This is a genomic window from Pseudomonas sp. Y5-11, from assembly GCF_022368695.1.
Taxonomy (GTDB): domain Bacteria; phylum Pseudomonadota; class Gammaproteobacteria; order Pseudomonadales; family Pseudomonadaceae; genus Aquipseudomonas; species Aquipseudomonas parakoreensis.
This window is the reverse complement of record NZ_CP058974.1, coordinates 5910925-5934680: the sequence shown is the minus strand read 5'-3', so window position 1 is coordinate 5934680 and position 23756 is coordinate 5910925. Positions and strand designations below refer to the sequence as shown.

At 59.4% G+C, this 23756-nt stretch carries 17 protein-coding genes; 7 read left to right on the top strand and 10 right to left on the bottom strand.

The window, feature by feature from the left end; all coding sequences use genetic code 11:
* Positions 1-81: 81 nt before the first annotated feature.
* The 4 genes from leuA to HXW87_RS26590 form a co-directional block, all read right to left on the bottom strand.
* On the bottom strand, positions 82-1761 hold the full coding sequence (gene leuA, locus HXW87_RS26605) for a 2-isopropylmalate synthase (RefSeq protein ID WP_027612129.1): 1680 nt from the start codon (positions 1759-1761) through the stop codon (positions 82-84).
* 478 nt (positions 1762-2239) lie between these two features.
* The gene (locus HXW87_RS26600) at positions 2240-3064 is read right to left on the bottom strand and encodes a peptidoglycan DD-metalloendopeptidase family protein (protein WP_121187051.1); all 825 of its coding nucleotides are present in this window, start codon (positions 3062-3064) and stop codon (positions 2240-2242) included.
* A gap of 3 nt (positions 3065-3067) precedes the next feature.
* Positions 3068-4447, bottom strand: a complete 1380-nt coding sequence (xseA, locus tag HXW87_RS26595) for an exodeoxyribonuclease VII large subunit (protein ID WP_041071842.1) — start codon at positions 4445-4447, stop codon at positions 3068-3070.
* Between the two features lie 130 nt (positions 4448-4577).
* Entirely contained in the window at positions 4578-5465 is an 888-nt protein-coding gene (locus tag HXW87_RS26590) for a LysR family transcriptional regulator (RefSeq protein WP_239778052.1), read from the bottom strand.
* Between the two features lie 100 nt (positions 5466-5565).
* On the opposite strand from HXW87_RS26590, the gene HXW87_RS26585 reads away from it, so the two are divergent.
* The 4 genes from HXW87_RS26585 to guaA all read left to right on the top strand — a co-directional run bounded on the left by HXW87_RS26585 (position 5566) and on the right by guaA (position 10309).
* A complete protein-coding gene (locus HXW87_RS26585) occupies positions 5566-6333 on the top strand; it encodes a sulfite exporter TauE/SafE family protein (RefSeq protein WP_239778050.1) in 768 nt (255 codons plus the stop codon).
* Between the two features lie 163 nt (positions 6334-6496).
* The gene (locus HXW87_RS26580) at positions 6497-7045 is read left to right on the top strand and encodes a hypothetical protein (protein WP_041071848.1); all 549 of its coding nucleotides are present in this window, start codon (positions 6497-6499) and stop codon (positions 7043-7045) included.
* 116 nt (positions 7046-7161) lie between these two features.
* On the top strand, positions 7162-8631 hold the full coding sequence (gene guaB / locus HXW87_RS26575; protein WP_041071849.1) for an IMP dehydrogenase: 1470 nt from the start codon (positions 7162-7164) through the stop codon (positions 8629-8631).
* A gap of 100 nt (positions 8632-8731) precedes the next feature.
* The gene (gene guaA / locus HXW87_RS26570) at positions 8732-10309 is read left to right on the top strand and encodes a glutamine-hydrolyzing GMP synthase (protein WP_108590389.1); all 1578 of its coding nucleotides are present in this window, start codon (positions 8732-8734) and stop codon (positions 10307-10309) included.
* A gap of 132 nt (positions 10310-10441) precedes the next feature.
* On the opposite strand, the gene HXW87_RS26565 is transcribed toward guaA, so the two are convergent.
* A complete protein-coding gene (locus tag HXW87_RS26565) occupies positions 10442-12514 on the bottom strand; it encodes a TerD family protein (RefSeq protein WP_239778049.1) in 2073 nt (690 codons plus the stop codon).
* Positions 12515-12924: 410 nt separating this feature from the next.
* Here HXW87_RS26565 and HXW87_RS26560 point away from each other — a divergent pair, with 410 nt between their 5' ends.
* The 3 genes from HXW87_RS26560 (at position 12925) to tadA (ending at position 17667) form a co-directional block, all read left to right on the top strand.
* Positions 12925-15648 (top strand): AAA domain-containing protein, encoded by a 2724-nt coding sequence (locus HXW87_RS26560; protein ID WP_182402318.1) that lies wholly within the window; start codon positions 12925-12927, stop codon positions 15646-15648.
* A 148-nt stretch (positions 15649-15796) separates the two neighbouring features.
* Positions 15797-17173 carry a multicopper oxidase family protein gene (locus HXW87_RS26555; RefSeq protein ID WP_182402314.1) on the top strand — a complete coding sequence of 459 codons (1377 nt, stop codon included), beginning with the start codon at positions 15797-15799 and terminating at the stop codon, positions 17171-17173.
* Entirely contained in the window at positions 17173-17667 is a 495-nt protein-coding gene (gene tadA / locus HXW87_RS26550) for a tRNA adenosine(34) deaminase TadA (RefSeq protein ID WP_239778047.1), read from the top strand. Before HXW87_RS26555 ends, tadA begins: the two co-directional genes overlap by 1 nt.
* A gap of 81 nt (positions 17668-17748) precedes the next feature.
* Here the strand turns inward: tadA and cmoB are convergent, their stop codons facing one another.
* The 5 genes from cmoB to lon form a co-directional block, all read right to left on the bottom strand.
* Positions 17749-18705, bottom strand: a complete 957-nt coding sequence (cmoB, locus tag HXW87_RS26545) for a tRNA 5-methoxyuridine(34)/uridine 5-oxyacetic acid(34) synthase CmoB (RefSeq protein ID WP_239778046.1) — start codon at positions 18703-18705, stop codon at positions 17749-17751.
* Positions 18702-19409 carry a carboxy-S-adenosyl-L-methionine synthase CmoA gene (gene cmoA, locus HXW87_RS26540; RefSeq protein WP_219737930.1) on the bottom strand — a complete coding sequence of 236 codons (708 nt, stop codon included), beginning with the start codon at positions 19407-19409 and terminating at the stop codon, positions 18702-18704. Before cmoA ends, cmoB begins: the two co-directional genes overlap by 4 nt.
* A 244-nt stretch (positions 19410-19653) precedes the next feature.
* Complete coding sequence (locus HXW87_RS26535; protein ID WP_239778044.1) at positions 19654-20289, bottom strand: lysoplasmalogenase; 636 nt, start codon at positions 20287-20289, stop codon at positions 19654-19656.
* Between the two features lie 2 nt (positions 20290-20291).
* Entirely contained in the window at positions 20292-20684 is a 393-nt protein-coding gene (locus tag HXW87_RS26530; protein WP_086791731.1) for a protease inhibitor I42 family protein, read from the bottom strand.
* Positions 20685-20897: 213 nt separating this feature from the next.
* Positions 20898-23315 (bottom strand): endopeptidase La, encoded by a 2418-nt coding sequence (lon, locus tag HXW87_RS26525; protein WP_095668384.1) that lies wholly within the window; start codon positions 23313-23315, stop codon positions 20898-20900.
* Positions 23316-23756 lie beyond the last annotated feature (441 nt).

Below are 23756 nucleotides of genomic sequence, written 5' to 3'. Positions count from 1 at the left end.
CATAAAAGTCAGTAAAAAAGCTTCAGGCAAAAAAAGGCCCCGGCGTTCACACTCCGGGGCCTTTTGCATGTCAGCAAAGGCTTAAGCTGCTTTCGCCTCAGGCTGGCTCAGCGAGCGGTTCAGGGCACTGAACAGCGCCTTGAAGCTGGCGGTGGTGATGTTTTCATCGATACCCACGCCGTGCACCGCACGTTCACCGTTCACACGCAGCTCGATGTAAGCCGCTGCCTTGGCGTTGGTGCCCGCGCCGATCGCGTGTTCGTTGTAGTCCATGATTTCCACCGGGATTGGCAGACCGGCCACCAGAGCTTCCAGCGCACCGTTGCCCTTGCCGCGCCAGTGCAGGTTGGTTTCGCCCTGACCCTTGCTCGCCACTTCCACTTCGACGGCGCTGTTGCCGTTTTCTTCCTGCAGGCGATGGCTGACCAGCGCGTAAGGCGTGTTGGCTTGCAGGTATTCGCTGATCAACAGCGAGTGGATCTGCTTGGCGGTCATCTCCAGGCCGAGGCGGTCGGTTTCACGCTGCACCACCTGGCTGAACTCGATCTGCATGCGACGTGGCAGGCTGATGCCGTATTCCTGCTCCAGCAAGTAGGCGATGCCGCCCTTGCCCGACTGGCTGTTGACGCGGATCACCGCTTCGTAGCTGCGACCGATGTCGGCCGGGTCGATCGGCAGGTACGGAACTTCCCACAGGGTATCCGGTTTCTGCTGGGCGAAGCCCTTGCGGATCGCGTCCTGGTGCGAGCCGGAGAATGCGGTGTGGACCAGGTCGCCGACGTACGGGTGACGCGGGTGCACCTGAATCTGGTTGCACTCTTCGACGACTTTGCGCACGCCGTCGATGTCGGAGAAGTCCAGCTCAGGGTCAACGCCCTGGGTGTACATGTTCAGTGCGACAGTAACGAGGTCGACGTTACCGGTGCGCTCGCCGTTGCCGAACAGGCAGCCTTCGACGCGATCCGCGCCGGCCATCAGGCCCAGCTCGGTGGCGGCGACGCCGGTGCCACGGTCGTTGTGGGTGTGCAGGCTGATGATCACGCTGTCACGACGGTTGATGTTGCGGCCGAACCATTCGATCTGGTCGGCGTAGACGTTCGGCGTCGCGCATTCAACGGTGGCTGGCAGGTTGAGAATCATCTTGTGCTCAGGTGTCGGGTTCCAGACCTCGATCACCGCGTCACAGACTTCCTTGGCAAACTCCAGCTCGGTGGCGCTAAAGGTTTCCGGCGAGTATTCGAAGGTCCATTCGGTGTCCGGCTGCATCGCCGCGTATTTGACGAACAGCTTGGCGGCGTTCACTGCGATGGCCTTGATGCCGTCCTTGTCCTGATTGAAGACGATGCGACGGAAAGACGGCGAGGTGGCGTTGTACAGGTGAACGATGGCTTTCTTCGCCCCGCGCAGGGATTCGAAGGTGCGCTCGATCAAGTCTTCACGGCCCTGGGTCAGCACCTGAATGGTGGTGTCGTCCGGGATGTGGCCTTCTTCGATCAGGGTACGCACGAAGTCGAAGTCGGTCTGCGAAGCGGCCGGGAACGAGGCTTCGATTTCCTTCACGCCGACCTGCACGAGGGTTTTCCAGAAGCGCAGCTTTTTCACCGCGTCCATTGGCTCGATCAACGACTGGTTGCCGTCACGCAGGTCGGAGCTGCACCAGATCGGCGCGGCGTCGATGGTTTTCGACGGCCAGGTGCGATCCGGCAAATTGATGACGGGAAACGCGCGGTATTTCGAAGACGGGTCTTTGAGCATGCTCATCGGGAAATTCCTTATTGTCTGGGCCGAAAAGAGGCGGCCTGCCGGTGGAACGAATGTTCGGGAAAACGCTTGGGACGAGGCGCAGCGATTCAGCCCGGCAGTCGTGCGCTGACGAGGCACAGACTGCGGTGCTGGCGAAGCTGAATAAGGGTGTGAGAGGTTTTCATGCCTTCAACCCTAACCGCGAGGGGAGAGGATGGCAAGCAGTCGAAAAAAATTGAGAGGAATACTCGAAATACTGGATTTTGCAGAATTTTATTGCTTGTAAGTCGGCGTTTCTTGTTGATGTTTGCGTGAGGTTAGATTGGGGCGCAATTGATGTTGGTTGGGTGTCATCAATATTTTCGGATTGGATAGACCGCATTCGCGGGCAAGCCCGCTCCCACAGTGTCCGTGTCGTACACGAATATTATGTACACCCGAGAAACCTGTGGGAGCGGGCTTGCCCGCGAAGAGGCCATTGGCCTCAATACATAATTCAGGGTTGAAATGCACCAATGAAAATCGCCGGATCCACCCGCGCATCGTTCAGGCTGATGTTCCAGTGCATGTGCGGCCCGGTCGCCCGCCCGGTCGAGCCGACCTTGCCAACCACGGCGCCACGGGCCAGTTGATCGCCGACCTTCACATCGATTTTCGACATGTGGCAGAACATGCTGATAAAGCCCTGCCCGTGATCGACAAACACCGTGTTGCCGTTGAAAAAGTAGTTGCCGGTGAGGATCACTTTGCCCGCCGCCGGAGTCTTGATCGGCGTGCCTGCCGGCACCGCAAAGTCGAGGCCCGCATGCGGGTTGCGCTCTTCGCCATTGAAGAAGCGGCGCACGCCGAACTTGCTCGAGAGCGGCCCGTTGACCGGTTTGTCCAGCAGCAGGTTGCTCGGGGTGTTCGGGCTGAAACTGCGGTAAGCCTTGATCTGCTCGGCCAGCTCACCCTCGATGCGCTTGAGGTTGGCCGGATTCGGATTGACCTGCTGAGTGTTCTTCAGGGTGATGTGCTGTTCCGGGTATTTCTTGTTGCCGACCGTAAACGGCAGATTGCGCCCGCCACTGCTGATCTGCTGGCTGCCGGGTTTGACCGTCAGCGGCACGCCGACAATCGCCAGCCAGTTGTTCTGTTCTTTCACCACCAGCACCGGTTTGCCTTGATAGGTGGCTTTCGGCGCCTGCGCGGCGCTGCCCAGATCAACCACCGCCACGCCGCCCGGCACCGGTTTGTTCAGCAGGCGGGTGATGTAGCTGTCAGCGTGGGCGTTGAAGGCGGTCAGGCACAGCAGCAATAACGGAGCGAAAAAACGCGGCATGGATCAGTCCAGTAAAGAGAGGGTGACAGGCGTCAGGTGATTGTCCTCGACGCGCACTTGCAGTTCGCCTTCGCCCAGTCTGGCTTTCAGACGCTGGCCGGTGTGGGTTTGCGCGGCGTTGCGAATCGCGTGGCCGCGTTCATCCAGCAGAATGCTGTAGCCACGGCCCAGAGTCGCCAGCGGACTGACCACGTGCAGCGTCTGCATCTGACTGTGCAGTTGCAGGCGACGGTTTTTCAGACCTTCGCGCATGGCTCGCGGCAGGCGTTCGGCGAGGCTGTCGAGGCGCTGGCGCAGCATTGCCAGTTGGCGTCCCGGATGTTGCCCGGCGAGGCGGGTTTCCAGACGGATCAGGCGTTCGCGGCGAGTATTGAGCTGGCGCTCGAAGGCGCGGCGCATGCGCATGTCCAGGTCATCCAGGCGTTGCGCTTGCTGACGCAGACGTTCGCCGGGATGACGCAAGCGACGGGCCATGCCTTCCAGGCGCAGGCGATCGCGCATCAAACGGTCGCGCATGCGCATCACCAGACGCCGGTGCAGGCTTTCGACCTGACGGATCAGGTGACTCGAATCCGGGGCCAGCAGCTCGGCGGCAGCGGAGGGCGTTGGAGCGCGCACATCGGCCACGAAGTCACTGATCGACACGTCGGTTTCATGCCCGACGGCGCTGACAATCGGCGTCACGCAGGCATCGACCGCGCGGGCCACGGCTTCTTCGTTGAAGCACCAGAGGTCTTCCAGCGAACCGCCGCCACGGGCGAGGATCAGCGCGTCGAAACCACGGGCATCGGCCATTTTCAGCGCGCGGACGATTTGCGCGGTGGCTTCGCGGCCCTGCACGGCAGTCGGGATCAACGTCAGTTGCACCTGCGGCGCCCGGCGGCGGAATACGCTGATGATGTCGCGAATCACCGCGCCGGTCGGCGAACTGATGATGCCGATGCGTTGCGGATGTGCCGGCAGCGGCACTTTGCGTTCGGCACTGAACAGGCCTTCGGCGCTGAGCTTTTCCTTGAGTGCATCGAAGGCCAGGCGCAGCGCGCCGTCACCGGCCGGCTCCACGGTGTCGAGAATCAGTTGATAGTCGCCACGGCCTTCGAACAGCGAGACCTTGCCGCGCACCTTCACGGCCAGGCCGTCCTTGAGCGCCTGACGCACCCGCGCCGCGTTATTGCGAAACAGCGCGCAACGCACCTGCGCACCGCTGTCCTTGAGGGTGAAGTACACGTGGCCGGACGCCGGGCGGGCGAGGTTGGAGATTTCGCCTTCGACCCAGATGTTGCTGAACACGTCTTCGAGCAACACCCGCGCGCGGCCGTTGAGCTGGCTGACGGTCAGGACTTCACGGTCCAGGCCAAGTCTTGCAAAGGGATCTTTAATCATGGGCCGCAGTTTAAAGCTAATTTCCGACGCAATACACGAATCCCTGTAGGAGCTGCCGAAGGCTACGATCTTTTGATCTTTTTTGGAGGGCAAGATCAAAAGATCGCAGCCTCGTTTCACTCGTCAGCTCCTACAGGGGATTTGTGAAGGTCTGGATGAAGTGTTGGACCAGCGGCGCAGGGTTCTGGCGATAGGCGAGGGCGACGGTGGTCTGGCAATCGGGATCGCTCAGCGGCAGAAATCGTACGCCAACTGGAGCAATGTCCTGCATCGATTCGGGCAGCAGGGCGACGCCGAATCCAGCCTGAATCAACTGCAACTGCGTCGTCTTGCGTGACATCACCCGCGCCGCTTTGGGAAAAAAGCCCTGACGCATGCACAGGTCGGCGCATAGATAACTGAGTCCGCCACGTTGCGGATGCGGGATCGAGATAAACGGCTCGTCTTTCAGTTGCGCCAGTTCAACAGCGGGTGAGTCAGTCAATCGATGTTCATTCGGTACCGCCAATAGCAGGCGTTCGGTGAATAAAGGCAGCATGTGAATGCCCTCACGCTGACGCAACACCGGCAAGCGCAACAAACCAATGTCCAGACGTCCTTCAGCGAGTTCCTCAAGCTGCGCCTCGGAGGACAGCTTGCCGATGTCCAGCGACACGCCATTCTGCTGATCGAGATAAGTGCTGATCCGACGTAATAAATGTCCGCTGATCGACACCGTGCTGGAATGACTCAGGCGCACAGTGCCCACTTGCCCGTTGCCGACTTCGGTTGCCATTGCGCTGGCTTTGCTCAGCTCATTGAGCAGATTTCTCGCCCGTGGCAGAAACGCCTCGCCCGCCGCGGTGAGTCTTGGCTGACGCGCGGTGCGTTCGAACAGCGGCGTTTGCAGGCGGCTTTCCATGTCCTTGATTTGCCGGCTCAGCGCCGATTGCGCAACGAACAAGCGTTCAGCCGCTGCACTGAAGCTGCCACAGTCGGCGATTTCCACGAAGTAGCGCAGTTGACGGGTTGAAAGCACCAGGTATGCCTTTTCGAGATGGGTGAGCGACTTTGATCATATTAGTCGCAAGACTTGGCGCTGGCTAAAGTCATCTCAGGCTTATAAAGGAAGTGGATCAATGAGTGTGGTTGGGTTGTTGAGCGAATGGACATGGGGCGCAGACGGCTGGGTGGTGATCGGTTTGGGGATCGCGCTGGCCTATATCGTGTTCGGGATTGCCGGGTTCGGTACGGCGCTGGTCGCGGGGCCGATTCTGATTCTGTTCATGCCGTTGTCGAAAATCGTGCCGCTGCTGGTGCTGCTGGATTTTGTCGCGGCGTTCGGCAATCTGCTGCCCTCGCGCCGGGACGTGGCCAAGCCCGAATTGTTGCGGCTGCTGCCGTGCATGGCGGTGGGGTGTACGTTGGGGGTGATTTTCCTGCTCAACCTCAAATCCGATCTGTTGTTGCTGTTGATGGGGTTGTTCATCAGCACTTATGCGGTTTACAGCCTGTGGGTGAAAACCCGGCCGACGCAGTTGTCCGCCGCATGGGCGTTGCCGATGGGCACGGTAGGCGGCCTGTTTGGTGCGCTGTTTGGCAGTGGCGGCTTTCTATATGCGATCTATCTCAACAGCCGCCTGCCCAAGGACGCAGCGCGGGCCACGCAAAGTGCGCTGATCAGTTGCAGCACTGTGGTGCGTTTGAGCCTGTTTGCCCTCGCCGGGGTGTATGCCGAACTACCCTTGTTGATGTTGGCGGTCTGTCTGTTGCCGGCCATGGCGCTGGGCCTGTGGATCGGGCGGCGCTTGACCATGCGTTTGTCGCGTGAAGCGTTTGTACGATTGGTGACCTGGCTGGTGCTGGCCAGCGGTATTGCGTTGATCGGGCGCTATTTCGGTACTTGACCGGATTTTTTCAGGGATTAAGCTGCCGGCCTTTAGGGCCCCTTCGCGGGCAAGCCCGCTCCCACAGGTTTCTCGAGCGCACAGAGGATTTGTGATCGACAGAGAACCCTGTGGGAGCGGGCTTGCCCGCGAAGGCGTCAGAAGCCATACCGCAGGACTTTCCATGAATTCGCAAAGCATCATCGTCCCGAAAATCTCCACCCTGCCGGTTCACGAACCCCGGGCCCGGGCGATTCTGCGCTGGCTGGTACGCAAGAATATTGTCAAGGAAGAGCTGAGCACCTGCGGTCGCACCGGCAACCGCATGGCGTACGCGATTGCCGACGGCGCACGTGCGGTGGTGCTGCACCCCGAGGCATTGCCTTTTGGCGAGCCGATCAATGGTCTGGAGATCATCGTCAAACGCTGCATCTACACGCCGGCCAAAGGCTTTCTCGAGGAGGCCGGTTGCGCCGAATGCCGCCGCGAAGTCGGCGAAGCGCTGTTCGAAAGCCTCGAAGACTGGTTTCCAGGCCGCACCGACAACTTCACCTGCCCGGAATGCGGGCATGAAGACGACATCAACGGCTTTCTGTACTTGCAGGAATGCGCGTTTTCCAACCTGGGGTTCATCTTCAACAACTGGCTGGAAGCGGGGTTCAAGCAGAGCTTTATCGATGAGTTCGCCGATTGGCTCGATCAACCTGTCTCTTGGGTCAAGGTGGAGCTGTAGCGGCGGGGGTCTCCGTATATCAGCAACATTGATATTAAGCTGAGTTTTACATTGAACAGCAGGGGGTGTCTGACTATAATGGCGCGCTTCCATTTTCCCGCTCGGGAGCCCCCGCGATGCTGCGTATCAGCCAAGAAGCTCTGACATTCGACGACATTCTCCTAGTGCCCGGTTATTCCGAGGTGCTTCCTAACGAAGTCAGTCTCAAGACCCGCCTTACCCGTGGCATCGAGCTGAATATTCCTCTGGTTTCTGCCGCCATGGACACCGTCACTGAAGCCCGTCTGGCAATCGCCATGGCTCAGGAAGGTGGTATCGGTATCATCCACAAGAACATGACCATCGAGCAGCAAGCTGCCGAAGTGCGCAAGGTCAAGAAGTTCGAAGCCGGCGTCGTGAAAGATCCGATCACCATCGAGGCTGATGCCACGGTGCGTGACCTGTTCGAACTGACCCGTCTGCACAACATTTCCGGCGTTCCGGTGCTGCACGATGGCGACCTGGTCGGCATCGTCACGTCCCGTGACGTACGCTTCGAAACCCGTCTGGAAGCCACCGTCCGCGAAGTGATGACGCCTAAAGAGCGTCTGGTCACCGTGCGTGAAGGCGCTGACAAGAACGAAGTCCGCGAGCTGCTGCACAAGCACCGCCTGGAAAAAGTCCTGATCGTCGACGACAAGTTTGCCCTCAAAGGCATGATGACCGTCAAAGACATCGAAAAAGCCAAGGCTTACCCGCTGGCCAGCAAGGACGATCAAGGTCGTCTGCGCGTGGGCGCTGCCGTCGGTACCGGTAAAGATACCGGTGACCGCGTTGCTGCGCTGGTCAACGCCGGTGTGGACGTGGTGGTAGTCGACACCGCGCACGGTCACTCCAAGGGCGTGATCGACCGCGTACGCTGGGTCAAAGAGAATTTCCCTGAAGTGCAGGTGATCGGCGGCAACATCGCCACCGGCGCCGCTGCCAAGGCCTTGGCCGAAGCGGGCGCCGATGCGGTCAAGGTCGGTATCGGCCCTGGCTCGATCTGCACCACCCGTATCGTCGCCGGTGTCGGCGTGCCGCAAATCAGTGCCATCGCCAATGTCGCCGCTGCCCTTGAAGGTACTGGCGTGCCGTTGATCGCCGACGGCGGCATCCGTTTCTCCGGTGACCTGTCCAAGGCCATCGTCGCTGGTGCGTCCTGCGTGATGATGGGTTCGATGTTTGCCGGTACTGAAGAAGCCCCGGGCGAGATCGAACTGTTCCAGGGCCGTTCGTACAAGGCTTATCGCGGCATGGGTTCGCTGGGCGCCATGTCCCAGGCGCAAGGTTCTTCCGACCGTTACTTCCAGGACTCCTCGGCAGGCGCCGAGAAGCTCGTTCCAGAAGGGATCGAAGGCCGCGTGCCGTACAAAGGTACTCTGACGGCGATCATCCACCAGTTGATGGGCGGTCTGCGTTCCTCGATGGGTTACACCGGCAGCGCCAACATCGAAGAAATGCGCACCAAGCCTGAGTTTGTGCGGATCACCGGTGCCGGCATGGCCGAATCCCACGTTCACGACGTGCAGATCACCAAAGAAGCGCCAAACTACCGCGTAGGTTGAGGCTTCAAGCAAATCATCAAGCAACCGGGGCTGTTTTATTCAGCCCCGAGTTGTTTCTGAATCACGACTGTTTCTGAATTACTTAAGACGAGACTGAATCATGGCCCTCGACATTCACGCTCACCGCATCCTGATCCTCGACTTCGGTTCGCAATACACCCAACTGATCGCCCGCCGCGTGCGCGAGATCGGCGTGTACTGCGAGCTGCACCCGTTCGACATGGACGAAGATGCGATCCGCGAATTCGCGCCTAAAGGCGTCATCCTCGCCGGCGGCCCCGAGTCCGTACACGAAGCCAACAGCCCGCGCTGCCCGCAGGCGGTGTTTGACCTGGGCGTGCCGGTCTTCGGTATCTGCTACGGCATGCAGACCATGGCCGAGCAACTGGGCGGCAAGGTTGAAGGTTCCGAACTGCGTGAGTTCGGTTACGCCCGCGTTGACGTGGTCGGCAAGAGCCGCCTGCTCGACGGCATCGAAGACCACATCGACGCCGACGGCCTGTTCGGCCTCGACGTATGGATGAGCCACGGTGACAAGGTCACCAAGATGCCGGAAGACTTCCACATCCTGGCCAGCACCCCGAGCTGCCCGATCGCTGGCATGTTCAACGACGAGCGCGCTTACTACGGCGTGCAGTTCCATCCGGAAGTGACCCACACCAAGCAGGGCGGCCGCATCCTGTCGCGCTTCGTACTGGACATCTGCGGCTGTGAAGCCCTGTGGACGCCGTCGAAGATCGCTGAAGACGCCATCGCCAACATCCGCGCGCAAGTCGGCACCGACAACGTGCTGCTGGGTCTGTCCGGCGGCGTTGACTCCTCGGTGGTTGCGGCGCTGCTGCACAAAGCCATCGGCGACCAGTTGACCTGCGTCTTCGTCGACAACGGCCTGCTGCGCCTGCACGAAGGTGAGCAGGTTATGGCCATGTTCGCCGAAAACATGGGCGTCAAGGTGATCCGCGCCAACGCTGAAGACCAGTTCCTGAACAACCTGGCCGGCGAAGCCGATCCGGAGAAGAAGCGCAAGATCATCGGCCGTACCTTCATCGACGTGTTCGATGCCGAATCCTGCAAGCTGGACAACATCAAGTACCTGGCGCAGGGCACCATCTACCCGGACGTGATCGAGTCGGCTGGCGCGAAAAGCGGCAAGGCCCACGTGATCAAGTCGCACCACAACGTGGGCGGCCTGCCGGAAGAGATGAACCTGAAACTGGTCGAGCCACTGCGCGAACTGTTCAAGGACGAAGTCCGTCGTCTGGGTCTGGAACTGGGCCTGCCGTACGACATGGTCTACCGTCACCCGTTCCCGGGCCCGGGCCTGGGCGTACGCATCCTCGGTGAAGTGAAGAAGGAATACGCCGACCTGCTGCGTCGTGCCGACCACATCTTCATCGAAGAACTGCGCAAGGCCGACTGGTACCACAAGGTCAGCCAGGCTTTCGTGGTGTTCCAGCCAGTGAAATCGGTTGGCGTGGTCGGCGATGGCCGTCGTTACGCCTGGGTCGTGGCCCTTCGTGCCGTGGAAACCATCGACTTCATGACCGCACGTTGGGCACACCTGCCTTACGAACTGCTGGAAACCGTCTCCGGCCGCATCATCAATGAAATCGAAGGCATTTCGCGCGTTACCTACGACGTGTCGAGCAAGCCGCCGGCGACCATTGAGTGGGAGTGATCCTGCGTCGCGCCCTCTAGAATTCAATATTGGATTCGCAGAGGCGCAAAAGGGGTTATAGAAAATGCCAGTCAGTTAATCTGACTGGCATTTTTGTTTTTGGGCGGAAAGTGCGGAGGGCAGGCGCAGATACTAAAGGAACAGTGACCGAATCAAGTCCGTATCGAACGGCGTTACCCCTTGATCAGGTGCGAACACCGCTTGTGCATGCTGCGCCGAAGCCACTCGTTCGCCTCGTGATCGTACATGCAAATCGAACAATGTCTCCAGATCAGGCCGTGGTGTATGTACCAAGGCTCGCAGCATCAAGGATATTCCGCTGAGGTTGTTCCCGACATTGTTCCACCGGGGAGCTGAGGTCAGTCCCAGGTCGGCCCAGATCACGCGCCGCTCCTGCAAGTCCATCACGAATGGCAGGCAGATCTGTGTGTCGGATGCAATATCGATACGATCGAACACGGTTCGCGGCTCGAATATTTCTCCCGATGCCGTATCGGTGCGGGCCATCCAGCCAGCGAAGCACTCTGGAAGATCGCAGTACGGCTGTTGGGTGTACGAGTTGATGGACGTGACGACATAACGGATTCCCTTCTCGACGAGGACGTCAAGGTCGAGGTCGATGAACTCCGAAGCCCCTTCGGGTGCGTCGACGATGTCGCCGCTGTGGCAGCCGCCGTAATCTCTCAGGTTGTAGTACGCAACCGTCTCTCTGAACACGAAGTTGGCATCGAAAAAAGCGGCGGACAAATCGATATCCGTACGTGAGCGACCGTTTTTCCACCACAGGAACAGACGAATGAAACGTGTGTCAGGCATTGGCAATCGGCTGCCCCGCACCAGTGTACGTAGCGACTTCGAAGAAGCGCGTTGTGCTAGCGGTACCCTGTATTCGCGTAATTGTGGATCGATGTAACAGCGACCCAATGGCGAGAGTGTCGCAAACCGAGTTACCAGAGCGTCCTCGCAGATTCGGGCTGCGCGGGCCAACACCTCGGGTGCGAGAAGCTCTCGGTCATCCTTGATGCCATACACTTTGGCGAATGAACCTTTGGGTGTGAATGCCCGAAGAGGCAAAGGGCGCGGCGCACGTGACTGAGCCAGTAGCTGCAGCAGGACAGGCGTGGACACTTGTGGTGCAACAGCCTCGAACGCATCGAGAACCGGCTCAGGTTCCGTCGCCCGCCGCAGTGTCGCGTCCAGCCGTCGGGCGAACTCACCGGGACGACTCTGTAGCACGGACACAAGCTCGGCAATATCACGCTGGGCGAACAGTGTTTCGACACGTGAACCAAATGAGGCGGGCGCTTCGTTGCGACGCGCTGCGGTGATGGCGGCCAACGCTCGTGGGTATTTATCGGGGTAATCGCCCGGATGGAGTACTTCAGCCAGGCGTTTCCATCGCTCGGCTTGCCGCATCACGTCTTCTGTAGCGTTGGGTATTTGATCGAGTAGACTCAACAACCGACGGCGCATCGAGCGCTTCATCGCTTTGAAACGTGTCGTAGCGGTCGCCAGTGACACGTCTCCTCCATTCAGCGCGATCGCCAGTCGTAGCACGTCAGTCGCCGTTTCGACGTTTTGCTCCAGGAATGCATCTACTCGGGCATCGCCAGGTACATGCAGGATCAGTGCGCCGCCAACCTGTGCCCGGATCTCCCGGAACGGGACGACCTCAGGCAGCAGACGGAACACATCACTTTTGTACTCGCGGATAAACCACATGACATCGGCCGCTTCCTCTTCGGAGAGCGAGGTGCGTGATGAAACCAGTGGCTCGAGCAGTGACTCGAACTCAGGGATGCTTCCTGGTTCGATCACCCAGGGCGTGAAGTTGCCTTCAAGCAGTGGCGGTCGAGATTCTTCAGTCGCGGGTAAACGTCGAAGCGTGAGGTAATGCATGACGGCGTTGAGGTAGAGCTCGGCCTCCGAGGCCGTCAGAACCTGTTCAGGAAAGTCAGGGTAAAACGGCCGGTGGTGCACATGAGCGCCACTCCTGCGCCGAAGAACTTCGATAATGTCACGCAACCAGTACTTGAGTTCTGTCGCCGACAACAGGCCGATTTGTTCAATCAGAGGCTCTGACAGTACGCACCGGAACGCCGCGATTTCCCGGACAGCCGACGCGACCTGAGCGTGCGTGGCACCCCCAGTGCCCATCGGGACGTGAACTTTACTGCGGCGACGCAGGAACAGCTCCTGATTCATGCTTGATTTTCTCCCTGAGTCGCCGTTGTGAGCGAGCTGCAGCATCGTATCTACAGCCAAAATGAAAACGCCTGCTGGGAGCAGGCGCGGTGTGGAGAGCGGAACCCCTAGTTCATAGGGTTTAGAAGGAAGGTGTTCCATAGCCACGTTGGCATTCTACGGAAAGTTTTCTCCGGTTGTCAGGCTGCCTCGCATTTCAACAGTAACAAGCTGCTTCACTGGAAAAACTAGGATGTTTATGAGTGATGGGGCGCTACACGCTTTTTTCTGTTTGCTGCGTATGCCGGCGAGAAGCTGGTATACGGAAGAACGATAGTGGCAAAATAGTGTCAATTGCTCCGGAACACTGGTTTCGGATTTCAACGACAGGGATGTGAGTGGGCTGTGAGCGCAGCTTGCGTAAGGGATATATGGTTTCCATCTATGTGAACGGAATAGACAAGACCCCTCAGATTAGCGACTGGACGATAAAAGGTGATGGGCGCGGTGGAGTTTCGCTGACTTGTCACTATCCATCTGGCAAGAGTTGGCCCAGTCCGCTTGCCGACTGCGAGGTTGTTCCGACTCGAGATCTGAAAAACCAGCTTATGAGGAAAAAATCCAGCTCAGTGATAAGTGCTATCGAGAGCGCAGTGATTTACGGCGAGAAATATGCCGTCGTTCAGTATTTCGCAGGTGGTAAAAAGTACGCTTACAAGCTCGCCGATATCGAATTCGCCACACCGACGAAGATAAAAGATGATTCGGTTTTCCGGTATTTCCGCTCTGTAGCTGATGCGAGAGTCATTCAGGCAGAATCGGAGAAGGATAAAGTTATCGCCGAGAATGTGCGGCGCCAACTCGAGTTAATACCTGCATGCTCGAGCACAGCATTGCACGCCTATTGCACCGGTCGTAATGGAAATCAGAAGCTGGTAGCAGACCTTATTTTTCCATTTGGTCTCAATGAGAGTCAGCTTGAAGCGGTAGAGCAGGCTTTCACTTCTCAAATCAGTTTGATAGAAGGCCCTCCCGGCACCGGCAAGACACAAACCATCCTGAACATCATCGCCAACATTCTGTTGCGTGGAGAAACCGTGGCGGTGGTATCGAACAATAATGCGGCCGTTTCCAACGTATGTGAAAAGCTGGGTAAGTCAGGCCTCGATTATCTGGTTGCCGAGCTGGGCAGCAACGAAAACCGTGAAGCGTTTTTTACCAATCCTCGTCCCCGACCCTCAATGGCTCCTGAGGCGGCGCCTGAGATGGCGACCATTCAAAGTGTCTTTCAGCAGCTAAAATGCTACCTGTCTGACCGCAACACGATGGCCAGGCTGCAGACTGAAGTCAGTGAACTGGAGATTGAACGCAGTTATTTGCGGCAGTGGCAGCAAGAAAGTGGCGTGCTGGATCCCATTCCCTTGGGCAAATACAACCTGACCCCGCAAAAGGCCACCGATCTGATGGCATTCCTGACGCACCTTGCTGGCAACCGCGTGCGGATCAAGGACAGGATAGAAATGCTGTTCAACTTCAAGATCCTGCGCATGAAACCATTCGATGACTGGGCCAAGCGTAAGTCGGTCTTCTACGGTCTGCAGCTTCACTACTACGACAAAGCGCTTCAGGAAAGAAAAGCGGCGCTGGCAGGGGTTCAGGAAAAACTGCGGCTGGGTAATTATCAGGTGTTGCTTGAAGAACTTACGAGTACCTCTATGAAGTACTTGAAGCAGCATCTCCACCGGCATGTTCCGCAAACTGAGCCCTTCGATGGCAATAGTTATCGGAAAGCCAGATTCGATGAGTTCATCATGCGCTATCCGATCATTTCAAGCGGTACGCATTCCATCGTCAATTCCTTGAAAACCGGCACAGTGCTCGACTATGTCATCATTGACGAGGCTTCGCAGCAGGACATCGTTCCTGGAATATTGGCTCTGGGCTGTGCGAAGAATCTGATCGTTGTCGGTGACAGAAAGCAGTTGGCACACATTCCGGCGACGCTGTGCATGGCCGCGCCAGCGGTTCATTACGACTGCGAGAAGTACAGTTTGCTTGATTCGTGTATCAGCGTGTTCGAAGGTGCCATCCCAATGACCCTATTGAAGGAACACTATCGCTGTCATCCGCAGATCATCAAGTTCTGCAATCAGCAGTTCTACGACAATCAACTGGTTCCGATGACTGAAGATCATGGGGAAAAGCCGTTGTCATTGCTGATCACCGCGAAGGGTAATCACACGCGGCGCAAAACCAATCTCCGGGAACTGGATTCACTGTTGGCAGTGCTTGATGGTGAGGGCAAAAGTGCTTGGGAGGACGAAGACGGCAGAGGCTTCATCGCCCCGTTCAGGAACCAAGCCAGGTTATCTGGCACGCTTTTGCCAAAGTATTTCGTCAAAGACACCGTTCACAAATTCCAGGGGCGGGAGTGCGACGAGATTGTCTTTTCCACTGTGCTGGATAAAAAGAGCACGACACCGAAACTTCTGTCGTTCGTGGACGACCCTCGGATGATCAATGTGGCGGTATCGCGGGCCAAGAAGCGCTTCACCCTGGTCACCGGTGAAGACGTTTTCACGGCCAACAATGGGCACATCGCAGCGCTGGTGCGCTACATGGAGTACTACGCTGATGAAGCGCAACTTTATCGCGCCCCAGTGATATCGGCTTTCGATCTGCTCTACAAGGAATACGACAAGTCTCTGGAGCGGCTCAATAGCAAGTTGCGAAGGAGCGATTCCGACTACAAGTCCGAGCAGATCATGGCGCAGATACTGCGAGAGACCCTTGATCAGGAGGTCTACCGGGGCATTGCAGCCCACGGCCAGGTCGAGTTGAACCAGTTGGTCTCGATGACCAACGAGTGGCTTACCCCGAGAGAGAGGGAGTTCATGGACAACCGCGCCAGTTGTGATTTCGTTATCTATTTCAAAGTCGGCAAAAGACCACTCGGAGTAATAGAGGTCGACGGGGGGAGTCACGCGACACCGATGCAAATCGAACGGGATGCCTTGAAAGACAGCATCTTGCAAAAGGCGGGTGTTGCTCTATTGCGTCTACGCACCGTCGAGAGTCGCATCGAGGAGCGGGTAGCCGCGTTTATGGCACAGTGGGCCAATACAACCATTGGAGTAAACGCCGCCCCTGCTTGAGGCTCAAGAGCAAAGTGAGTTTCTTTTTGTCGTCAATACCGGATTCAATGCGACAACACTTCACTTAATCTTTCTCAATTGCAGGTGTATCGTATTCGCCCTTTACGGGCCTGCGGGCCCGCCGCAGATACGTGAGGTAGTTGAGTTCATGTCCTTTACCCGTCGCCAAATCCTCGGTGGCCTGGCCGGTCTTGTTGTCGTTGGTGTCGGAGCGGGAGGCGCGTCGCGTTACTGGTTGGGCAAGAGGGCCGACGCCGACGCGGGGCATGACTACGAGCTGATCGCGGCGCCGCTGGACGTTGAGCTGGTGCCGGGGCACAAGACCGAGGCGTGGGCGTTCGGCCCGTCGGCACCGGGCACCGAGTTGCGCGTGCGTCAGGGCGAGTGGCTGCGGGTACGGTTCATCAACCACCTGCCGGTGGCGACCACCATTCACTGGCACGGCATCCGCCTGCCGCTGGAGATGGACGGTGTGCCGTACGTCTCGCAATTGCCGGTGCTGCCCGGTGAATACTTCGATTACAAATTCCGCGTGCCGGATGCCGGCAGCTACTGGTATCACCCGCATGTCAGCAGCAGCGAAGAGCTGGGGCGCGGGCTGGTCGGGCCGTTGATCGTCGAAGAGCGCGAGCCGACCGGTTTCAAGTACGAAAAGACCCTGAGCCTGAAGAACTGGCACATCGACGAGCAAGGCAATTTCGTCGAATTCAGCATCCCCCGGGAAGCGGCGCGTGGCGGTACGGCGGGACGCTTGTCGACCATCAACGGCGTGCCAACGCCGGTGATCGAGTTGCCGGCCGGGCAGATCACCCGGGTGCGCTTGCTCAACCTCGACAACACCCTGACGTATCGCATCAACATCCCCGGCGTCGAAGCGCAGATTTATGCGCTGGACGGCAACCCGATCGAGCCGCGGCCGTTGGGCAAGGAATACTGGCTGGGGCCGGGCATGCGTATCTGCCTGGCGATCAAGGCGCCGCCGGCCGGTGAAGAGTTGTCGCTGCGCAACGGCCCGGTGCGTCTGGGAACCTTGCGCTCGGTGGCCAATAACGATGCGCCGACCGCGTGGCCGAAAGCCTTGCCCGCCAACCCGGTGGCCGAGCCGGATCTGGCGAATGCCGAGAAACTCAACTTCAATTTCGAATGGGTCGGTTCGGTGTCGGTGAATGTCGACAACGGCAAGCCGCCGAGCCTGTGGCAGATCAACGGCAAGGCCTGGGACATCACGGACAAGACCTGCGCCGATCGGCCGATTGCCAGCCTGAAGCTGGGCCAGAGTTACATCTTCGAATTGAAGAACATGACCCAGTATCAGCACCCGATTCACCTGCACGGCATGAGCTTCAAGGTGATTGCGTCGAACCGGCACAAAATCACTCCGTACTTCACCGACACCTATCTGTTGGGCAAGAACGAGCGTGCGCAAGTGGCGCTGGTGGCGGATAACCCGGGGGTGTGGATGTTCCATTGCCACGTGATCGACCACATGGAAACCGGCCTGATGGCCGCCATCGAGGTGAAGTGATGCGTCAGATTCGCCCCGCCGCGATCATCGACCGCAGCCGTGACCGCGATTTCATGCGCGAAGCCCTGGAACTCGCCGCCCAAGGCGCCGCCCTCGGCGAAGTGCCGGTGGGTGCGGTGCTGGTGCAGGACGGTGAAATCATCGGTCGCGGCTACAACTGCCCGATCACCACCAGCGATCCGAGTGCCCACGCGGAAATGGTCGCGATCCGTGCCGCCGCGCAAGCAGTGGATAACTATCGTCTGCCGGGCAGCACGCTGTACGTGACGCTGGAACCGTGCAGCATGTGCGCCGGGTTGATCGTGCATTCGCGGGTTGCTCGTGTGGTGTATGGCGCACTGGAGCCCAAGGCCGGGATTGTGCAGAGTCAGGGGCAGTTCTTCACCCAGGGCTTTTTGAATCACCGGGTGCTGTATGAAGGCGGGGTGCTGGCGGAGGAGTGTGGGGCGGTGTTGACCGAATTCTTCAGGGCGCGGCGGGCAAACCGGGATTAAGATCAAAAGATCGCAGCCTTCGGCAGCTCCTACAGGGATTGATGTAGGAGCTGCCGAAGGCTGCGATCTTTAGATTCTGCTTTATTTGCGAGCGACAATCACCGCCCGCATCGGTGCCGGCAAGCCTTCGATGGTCTTGCTGTGATCTTCGGGATCGAGGAAGTCGCTCAGCGACTGGTACTTCATCCACTCTGTGCCGCGCTGTTCTTCAACCGTCGTGGTGCTGACGTCCACGCAGCGGATGTCGGTGAAGCCTGCCCGGCGCAACCACAATTCCAGCGCCGGCACCGACGGCAGGAACCACACGTTGCGCATCTGTGCGTAGCGATCTTCCGGCACCAGCACCTGATGCTTGTCGCCTTCGACCACCAGGGTTTCCAGCACCAGTTCACCGCCCTTGACCAGGCAATCCTTCAGCGCCAGCAAATGCTCGATCGGCGAACGGCGATGGTAGAACACGCCCATGGAGAACACCGTGTCGAAGCCTTCCAGGTTCGCCGGCAGGTCTTCGAACGGAAACGGCAGGTGCCAGGCATTCGGTTCCGACAGGTAGCGTTGCACGGCCTGGAACTGGCAGAAGAACAACCAGTTCGGGTCGACGCCGATCACGCTGTCGGCACCGGCGCCGAGCATGCGCCACATGTAATAGCCGTTGCCGCAACCGACGTCGAGGATGCGTTTGCCTTTCAGGTCCAGATGCGGGGCGACCCGCGACCACTTCCAGTCCGAGCGCCATTCGGTGTCGACGTGCACGCCGAACAGGTCGAACGGCCCCTTGCGCCACGGCGACAGGCCCATCAGCGCGGTGCGCATCCGGGCGCGGGTTTCGGCGTCGCAATCGGTGTCGAGTTTCAGGCCGTTGAGCAGATCGACTTCAGTCGGCTCCAGTTTCGGCAACGCGTCCAGCGCACTCTGCCAGCGCTCCAGATCGCCGTGACCTTTCTCCATTTTCTTGTCGAGTTGCACTTGCAGGGTGTTGGCCCAGTCGGCCAGCGGTGTGCCGGCCAAACGGCGGGCGAGGGGGGACAGATCAATCATGGCAAGGCAATCAACGAGGCAAAGTTAAGACACTGGAACCACGGCACGACTTTCGAGAACCCGGCGGCCAGCAGGCGTTCGCGGTGTTCTTCGAGGCTGTCGGGCTTCATGACGTTTTCGATGGCGCTGCGCTTCTGGGCAATTTCCAGTTCGCTGTAGCCGTTGGCGCGTTTGAACGCGACGTGCAGGTCGGTCAGCAGCGCGTGTTCTTCGGCATCGTTGAAGCGCAGTTTTTCCGACAGAATCAACGCGCCGCCGGGCAGCAGCGATTGACGGATGCGCGACAGCAACGCGGTACGCTGCTCGGGCGCAATGAATTGAAGGGTGAAGTTCAGCGCCACCACCGAAGCCGGTTTGAATTCGAGGGCGAGAATGTCGCCTTCGATCACCTCGACCGGCAGCAATTCCTGGAACATCGAATCCTGACCATTGAGGTATTCGCGGCAACGCTCGACCATCGCTGCCGAGTTATCCACCGCGATCACCCGGCAACCGTCGGTGCGCACGTGACGGCGCAGCGCTTGAGTGACAGCGCCGAGCGAGGCTCCCAGGTCATACAGCACGCTGTTTGGTTGGGCGAATTGCGCCGCGAGCACGCCGAGGTTTTCGACGATGGTCGGGTAACCTGGTACCGAGCGCTTGATCATGTCCGGGAACACCCGCACCACGTCCTCGTTGAAGGCGAAGTCAGGCACCTGGGCCATCGGCTGGGCGAAAATGCGATCGGGTTCTTTGCTCACGGCGGTTCCGGCGGTGTCGATGAAAAGGCCGGCATTTTAGCCAAAGTGGCGCTGGGATGCTTGGGTTGTCCGACGTGGCGAGGGGATTTATCCCCGATGGGCTGCGAAGCAGCCCCAAAACCTGTGGCTGCGGTCTGTCTGACATAACTCAATGACACTTTCGGGGCCGCTGCGCAGCCCATCGGGGATAAATCCCCTCACTACAAAATTAGCGGTGTTTCACGGAAAACGCCGAAGCGGCGATCCCCCACTGCCCCAGCCAGTAACTGAGGATGATCACGTACGGCGCCGCGTGGAATGGCGATACGAAACGATCAATACCAATCACACTGTCCGAAAACACGAACGCCAGCGCACCCGCCGCCGCCAGCAGCGCCGAGCGCTTGGGCACGTCGGTGCCGAGGCGGGCAAGGGCGCGCCAGAGCATGGTGCTGATCGCGGTGCCATAGACGACCACCGGCACCAGCAATGGCCCAAGACCGCTGGAAATCAGCATCCCCAGCAGCACTGCGCCCACGCCGAGCGCCAGCACCAGTGGCAGCAGCGCCAGCCGTTTGCAATCGCTGAGGTAAGCCTTGAGGTACGCCAGATGCGCCACCAGAAACGCACCCAGGCCAAACACAAACAGATCCCCCGGCCACGCCAGCAACACGTCACCGAGCACAGAAAGAATCAGCCCGAGACTGATCCAGCGCCGATAGTCGCTGGGTGGCGCATCGTGCAGCCAGCCGAGCAGCGCCAGCACCGGCAACGGTTTGACCAACAGGCACAGCAGCGCCGCATGGGTGCTGACGCCGTAGAGAAATGTCGCCGCGCCCATCAGCGCCAGAATCAGCCAGCCCACGATCAGTTCACCGAAATCGCGCAGTCGAAGGTTTCTGCCGGTTCAACTTCTGGTTCCCAAGGTTGCTGCGAGGTCAGGCGCAGGCGTCCGGTGCCGGTGGCGAAGGCCTGAAAGCGCCAGGTGGAGAATCCGCCCGCACCGACCATCCCCGAGTCTTTCGGACTGCTGTAGACCTCGGGGCTGAGCGCGCGCAGCACACCACCGGCCGAGTCCTGAATCGCCCAGCGGTAACCGGTGGTGGGATTGCTCGGCAGCATCACAATCAGGTGTTGTCCGTTGGTGAGGCGCACGGGGCATTCGCTCTGTTTTTCCACGGTCACGTTCTGTTTTGGCTGCGTGGCGCAGGCGGCCAGTAAAGAGAGGGCGAGGGGGACAAACAGGCGAGTGGGGGACATAGGCTCAGTGGCTCCGGCGTTGACGACGAACGGCGAGCATAACTGAAGATGAGACAAAGTGTGACAGTCAGGAGTGGAGTGTCTGGACGGATGCCTTCGCGAGCAAGCTCGCTCCCACAGTGGCCGGGAGTGTCCACAAATCCTGTGTCCACCCTAAACCCTGTGGGAGCGAGCTTGCTCGCGAAAGCGGTATATCAGGGCACTACATGATGATCAGAACAGCACTTTCGCCACATCTGCAAAGCGCTTGGCGAAGTGCACGGTAAGCCCTTCCTTCAGGTAATCCGGCAATTCCTCGAAGTTGCCCCGGTTCGGCTCCGGCAGGATCAGTTCGAAGATCTTCTGCCGCCGCGCCGCGATGACCTTTTCACGCACCCCGCCAATCGGCAGCACGTGCCCGGTGAGCGTCAGTTCACCGGTCATCGCCACGCCTTTTTTCGGCGGCTGATTGCGGGCGAGCGAGAGCAGGGCGCTGGCCATGGTCACGCCGGCGCTCGGGCCGTCCTTGGGTGTGGCGCCTTCCGGCACATGCAGGTGGACGAAGGCTTCGTCGAAGAATTTCGGATCGCCGCCGAACGACTTCAGGTGCGAGCTGACGTAGCTGTAGGCGATCTCCGCCGACTCTTTCATTACATCGCCCAATTGCCCGGTGAGTTTGAAACCGCGATTGAGCGTGTGAATGCGTGTGGCTTCGATCGGCAGGGTGGCGCCGCCCATGCTGGTCCAGGCCAGACCGGTGATCACACCGGTGCCGGACAGCACTTGTTCGTTGCGGAACACGGGATGACCCAGCGAGGCTTCGAGGTCTTTCGGCCCGAGCTTGATCACCGCTTTCGGGTCCTCAATCAGCTTCATCACCGCTTTGCGTACCAGTTTGCCCATCTGTTTTTCCAGTTGGCGCACCCCGGCCTCCCGGGCGTAACCGTCGATCAAGGCTTTGAGCGCGCTGTCGCTGATGCTCAGGCTGCCTTTGGACACGCCGGCCTTTTCCAGCAGCTTCGGCCACAGGTGGCGCTTGGCGATGGCGACTTTTTCTTCGGTGATGTAGCCCGACAGGCGAATCACTTCCATGCGGTCCAGCAACGGGCCGGGGATCGAATCCAGGGTGTTGGCGGTGCACACGAACAGGACTTTCGACAGGTCCATGCGCAGGTCAAGGTAGTGGTCGAGGAATTCGACGTTCTGTTCCGGGTCGAGGGTTTCCAGCAGCGCCGAGGCCGGGTCGCCCTGGTAGCTCTGGCCCATCTTGTCGATCTCGTCGAGCATGATCACCGGGTTCATCACTTCGACGTCTTTCAGCGCCTGCACCAGTTTGCCCGGCTGCGCGCCGATGTAGGTGCGGCGGTGGCCCTTGATCTCGGCTTCGTCACGCATGCCGCCGAGGCTGAAGCGGTAGAACGGTCGGCCGAGGGATTCGGCGATGGATTTGCCGACGCTGGTTTTACCCACGCCCGGCGGGCCGACCAGCAGCACGATCGAGCCACTGATTTCGCCCTTGTACGCACCGACGGCGAGGAATTCGAGGATGCGGTCCTTGATGTCGTCGAGGCCGGCGTGGTGTTTATCGAGCACCTTGCGCGCGTGTTTGAGGTCGAGTTTGTCCTCGCCGTACACGCCCCACGGCACCGACGTCGCCCAGTCGAGGTAGTTGCGGGTGACCGCGTATTCCGGCGATCCGGTTTCGAGGATCGACAGTTTGTTCATTTCTTCTTCAAGGCGCTTTTGCACCTGCGCCGGCAGGACTTTGCCTTCCAGGCGTTGTTCGAACTGTTCAAGGTCGGCGCTGCGGTCGTCCTTGGTCAGGCCGAGTTCCTGCTGGATCACCTTGAGTTGTTCTTTGAGGAAAAACTCGCGCTGGTGCTCGCCGATCTTGCGGTTAACTTCCGCCGAGATCTCTTTCTGCAGGCGCGCGACTTCGACTTCCTTGCGCAGCATCGGCAGGACTTTTTCCATGCGCTTGAGCATCGGCACGCAGTCGAGCACTTCCTGCAGCTCATTGCCTGTCGCCGACGTGAGGGCGGCGGCGAAGTCGGTCAGCGGCGACGGATCGTTGGGGCTGAAGCGATTGAGGTAGTTCTTCAGCTCTTCGCTGTACAGCGGGTTGAGCGGCAGCAGCTCCTTGATCGCGTTGATCAGCGCCATGCCGTAGGCCTTGACCTCGTCGGTCGGCTCGGTGGGCTGGTGCGGGTATTCAACTTCAACGAGATACGGCGGGCGGTGGTGCTTGAGCCAGGTCTTGATGCGCACGCGGCTCAGGCCCTGGGCGACGAATTGCAGCTTGCCGTTTTCACGGCTGGCGTGATGGACCTTGACCAGCGTGCCGTATTCGGGGAGTGCGCCGGTGTTGAAGTGGCGCGGGTCTTCCTGGGGCGTGTCCATGAAGAACAGGGCCAGGGAATGGTGTTCGGATTTGCTGACCAGATCGAGGGTTTCGGCCCAGGGTTCTTCGTTGACGATGACCGGCAGCACTTGGGCCGGGAAGAACGGGCGGTTGTGGATCGGGATGACGTAGACCTTGTCCGGCAGGTTCTGGCCGGGCAGGGCCAGGCCTTTGCCGGAGGAGGTGTGTTCGATGTGTTCGGCTTCGGTGTAGTCGTCGGGGTTGTCCGGGAATTCTTGCTGGTCGCTCATGGGGCACCTGCGCAATGGGGTATGGGTCTTAGATGGGGCAGGCTTGGGGTGGTTTCAATGGGGGGCGGTGTTTCTGCTTGTGTGTTCAGGGTTTTGACAGGCGTCACGCTTTGGGCTTGGCGGCCTTTGGGCCGACCAGGTTCTTGGGGTTTTGGGGGTATATCCGTTTTTTGGGGTGTGGCGGCTGGCGGTTTCGCCCTTACGGCGAGTCACCTTTTCCAAACGCCGAAAAGGTAACCGAAAAGGCTTGCTCCTGCGTTCGGCCCGCTCGCTGGGGCTCGGGGTCCCTTCGCTGCGGGATTGATCCGGGCGCAGCGCCTACGGTTTGCTTCGCTGCACCTCCTCTCGCTGTGTTTGGCTGCGCCAAACGGTCGCTGCGCTCCCACGCCCGGATCAATCCCTCCGCTCAGCCTTCCGATGTCGCCCGTGGATCAAGATCAA

Bases quoted from the DNA above. Each gene is read 5' to 3' on its own strand.
- leuA (WP_027612129.1), bottom strand. From the start codon at position 1,761: ATGAGCATGCTCAAAGACCCGTCTTCGAAATACCGCGCGTTTCCCGTC.
- HXW87_RS26600 (WP_121187051.1), bottom strand. From the start codon at position 3,064: ATGCCGCGTTTTTTCGCTCCGTTATTGCTGCTGTGCCTGACCGCCTTC.
- xseA (WP_041071842.1), bottom strand. From the start codon at position 4,447: ATGATTAAAGATCCCTTTGCAAGACTTGGCCTGGACCGTGAAGTCCTG.
- HXW87_RS26585 (WP_239778050.1), top strand. From the start codon at position 5,566: ATGAGTGTGGTTGGGTTGTTGAGCGAATGGACATGGGGCGCAGACGGC.
- HXW87_RS26580 (WP_041071848.1), top strand. From the start codon at position 6,497: ATGAATTCGCAAAGCATCATCGTCCCGAAAATCTCCACCCTGCCGGTT.
- guaB (WP_041071849.1), top strand. From the start codon at position 7,162: ATGCTGCGTATCAGCCAAGAAGCTCTGACATTCGACGACATTCTCCTA.
- guaA (WP_108590389.1), top strand. From the start codon at position 8,732: ATGGCCCTCGACATTCACGCTCACCGCATCCTGATCCTCGACTTCGGT.
- HXW87_RS26565 (WP_239778049.1), bottom strand. From the start codon at position 12,514: ATGAATCAGGAGCTGTTCCTGCGTCGCCGCAGTAAAGTTCACGTCCCG.
- HXW87_RS26560 (WP_182402318.1), top strand. From the start codon at position 12,925: ATGGTTTCCATCTATGTGAACGGAATAGACAAGACCCCTCAGATTAGC.
- HXW87_RS26555 (WP_182402314.1), top strand. From the start codon at position 15,797: ATGTCCTTTACCCGTCGCCAAATCCTCGGTGGCCTGGCCGGTCTTGTT.
- tadA (WP_239778047.1), top strand. From the start codon at position 17,173: ATGCGTCAGATTCGCCCCGCCGCGATCATCGACCGCAGCCGTGACCGC.
- cmoB (WP_239778046.1), bottom strand. From the start codon at position 18,705: ATGATTGATCTGTCCCCCCTCGCCCGCCGTTTGGCCGGCACACCGCTG.
- cmoA (WP_219737930.1), bottom strand. From the start codon at position 19,409: ATGGCCCAGGTGCCTGACTTCGCCTTCAACGAGGACGTGGTGCGGGTG.
- HXW87_RS26530 (WP_086791731.1), bottom strand. From the start codon at position 20,684: ATGTCCCCCACTCGCCTGTTTGTCCCCCTCGCCCTCTCTTTACTGGCC.
- lon (WP_095668384.1), bottom strand. From the start codon at position 23,315: ATGAGCGACCAGCAAGAATTCCCGGACAACCCCGACGACTACACCGAA.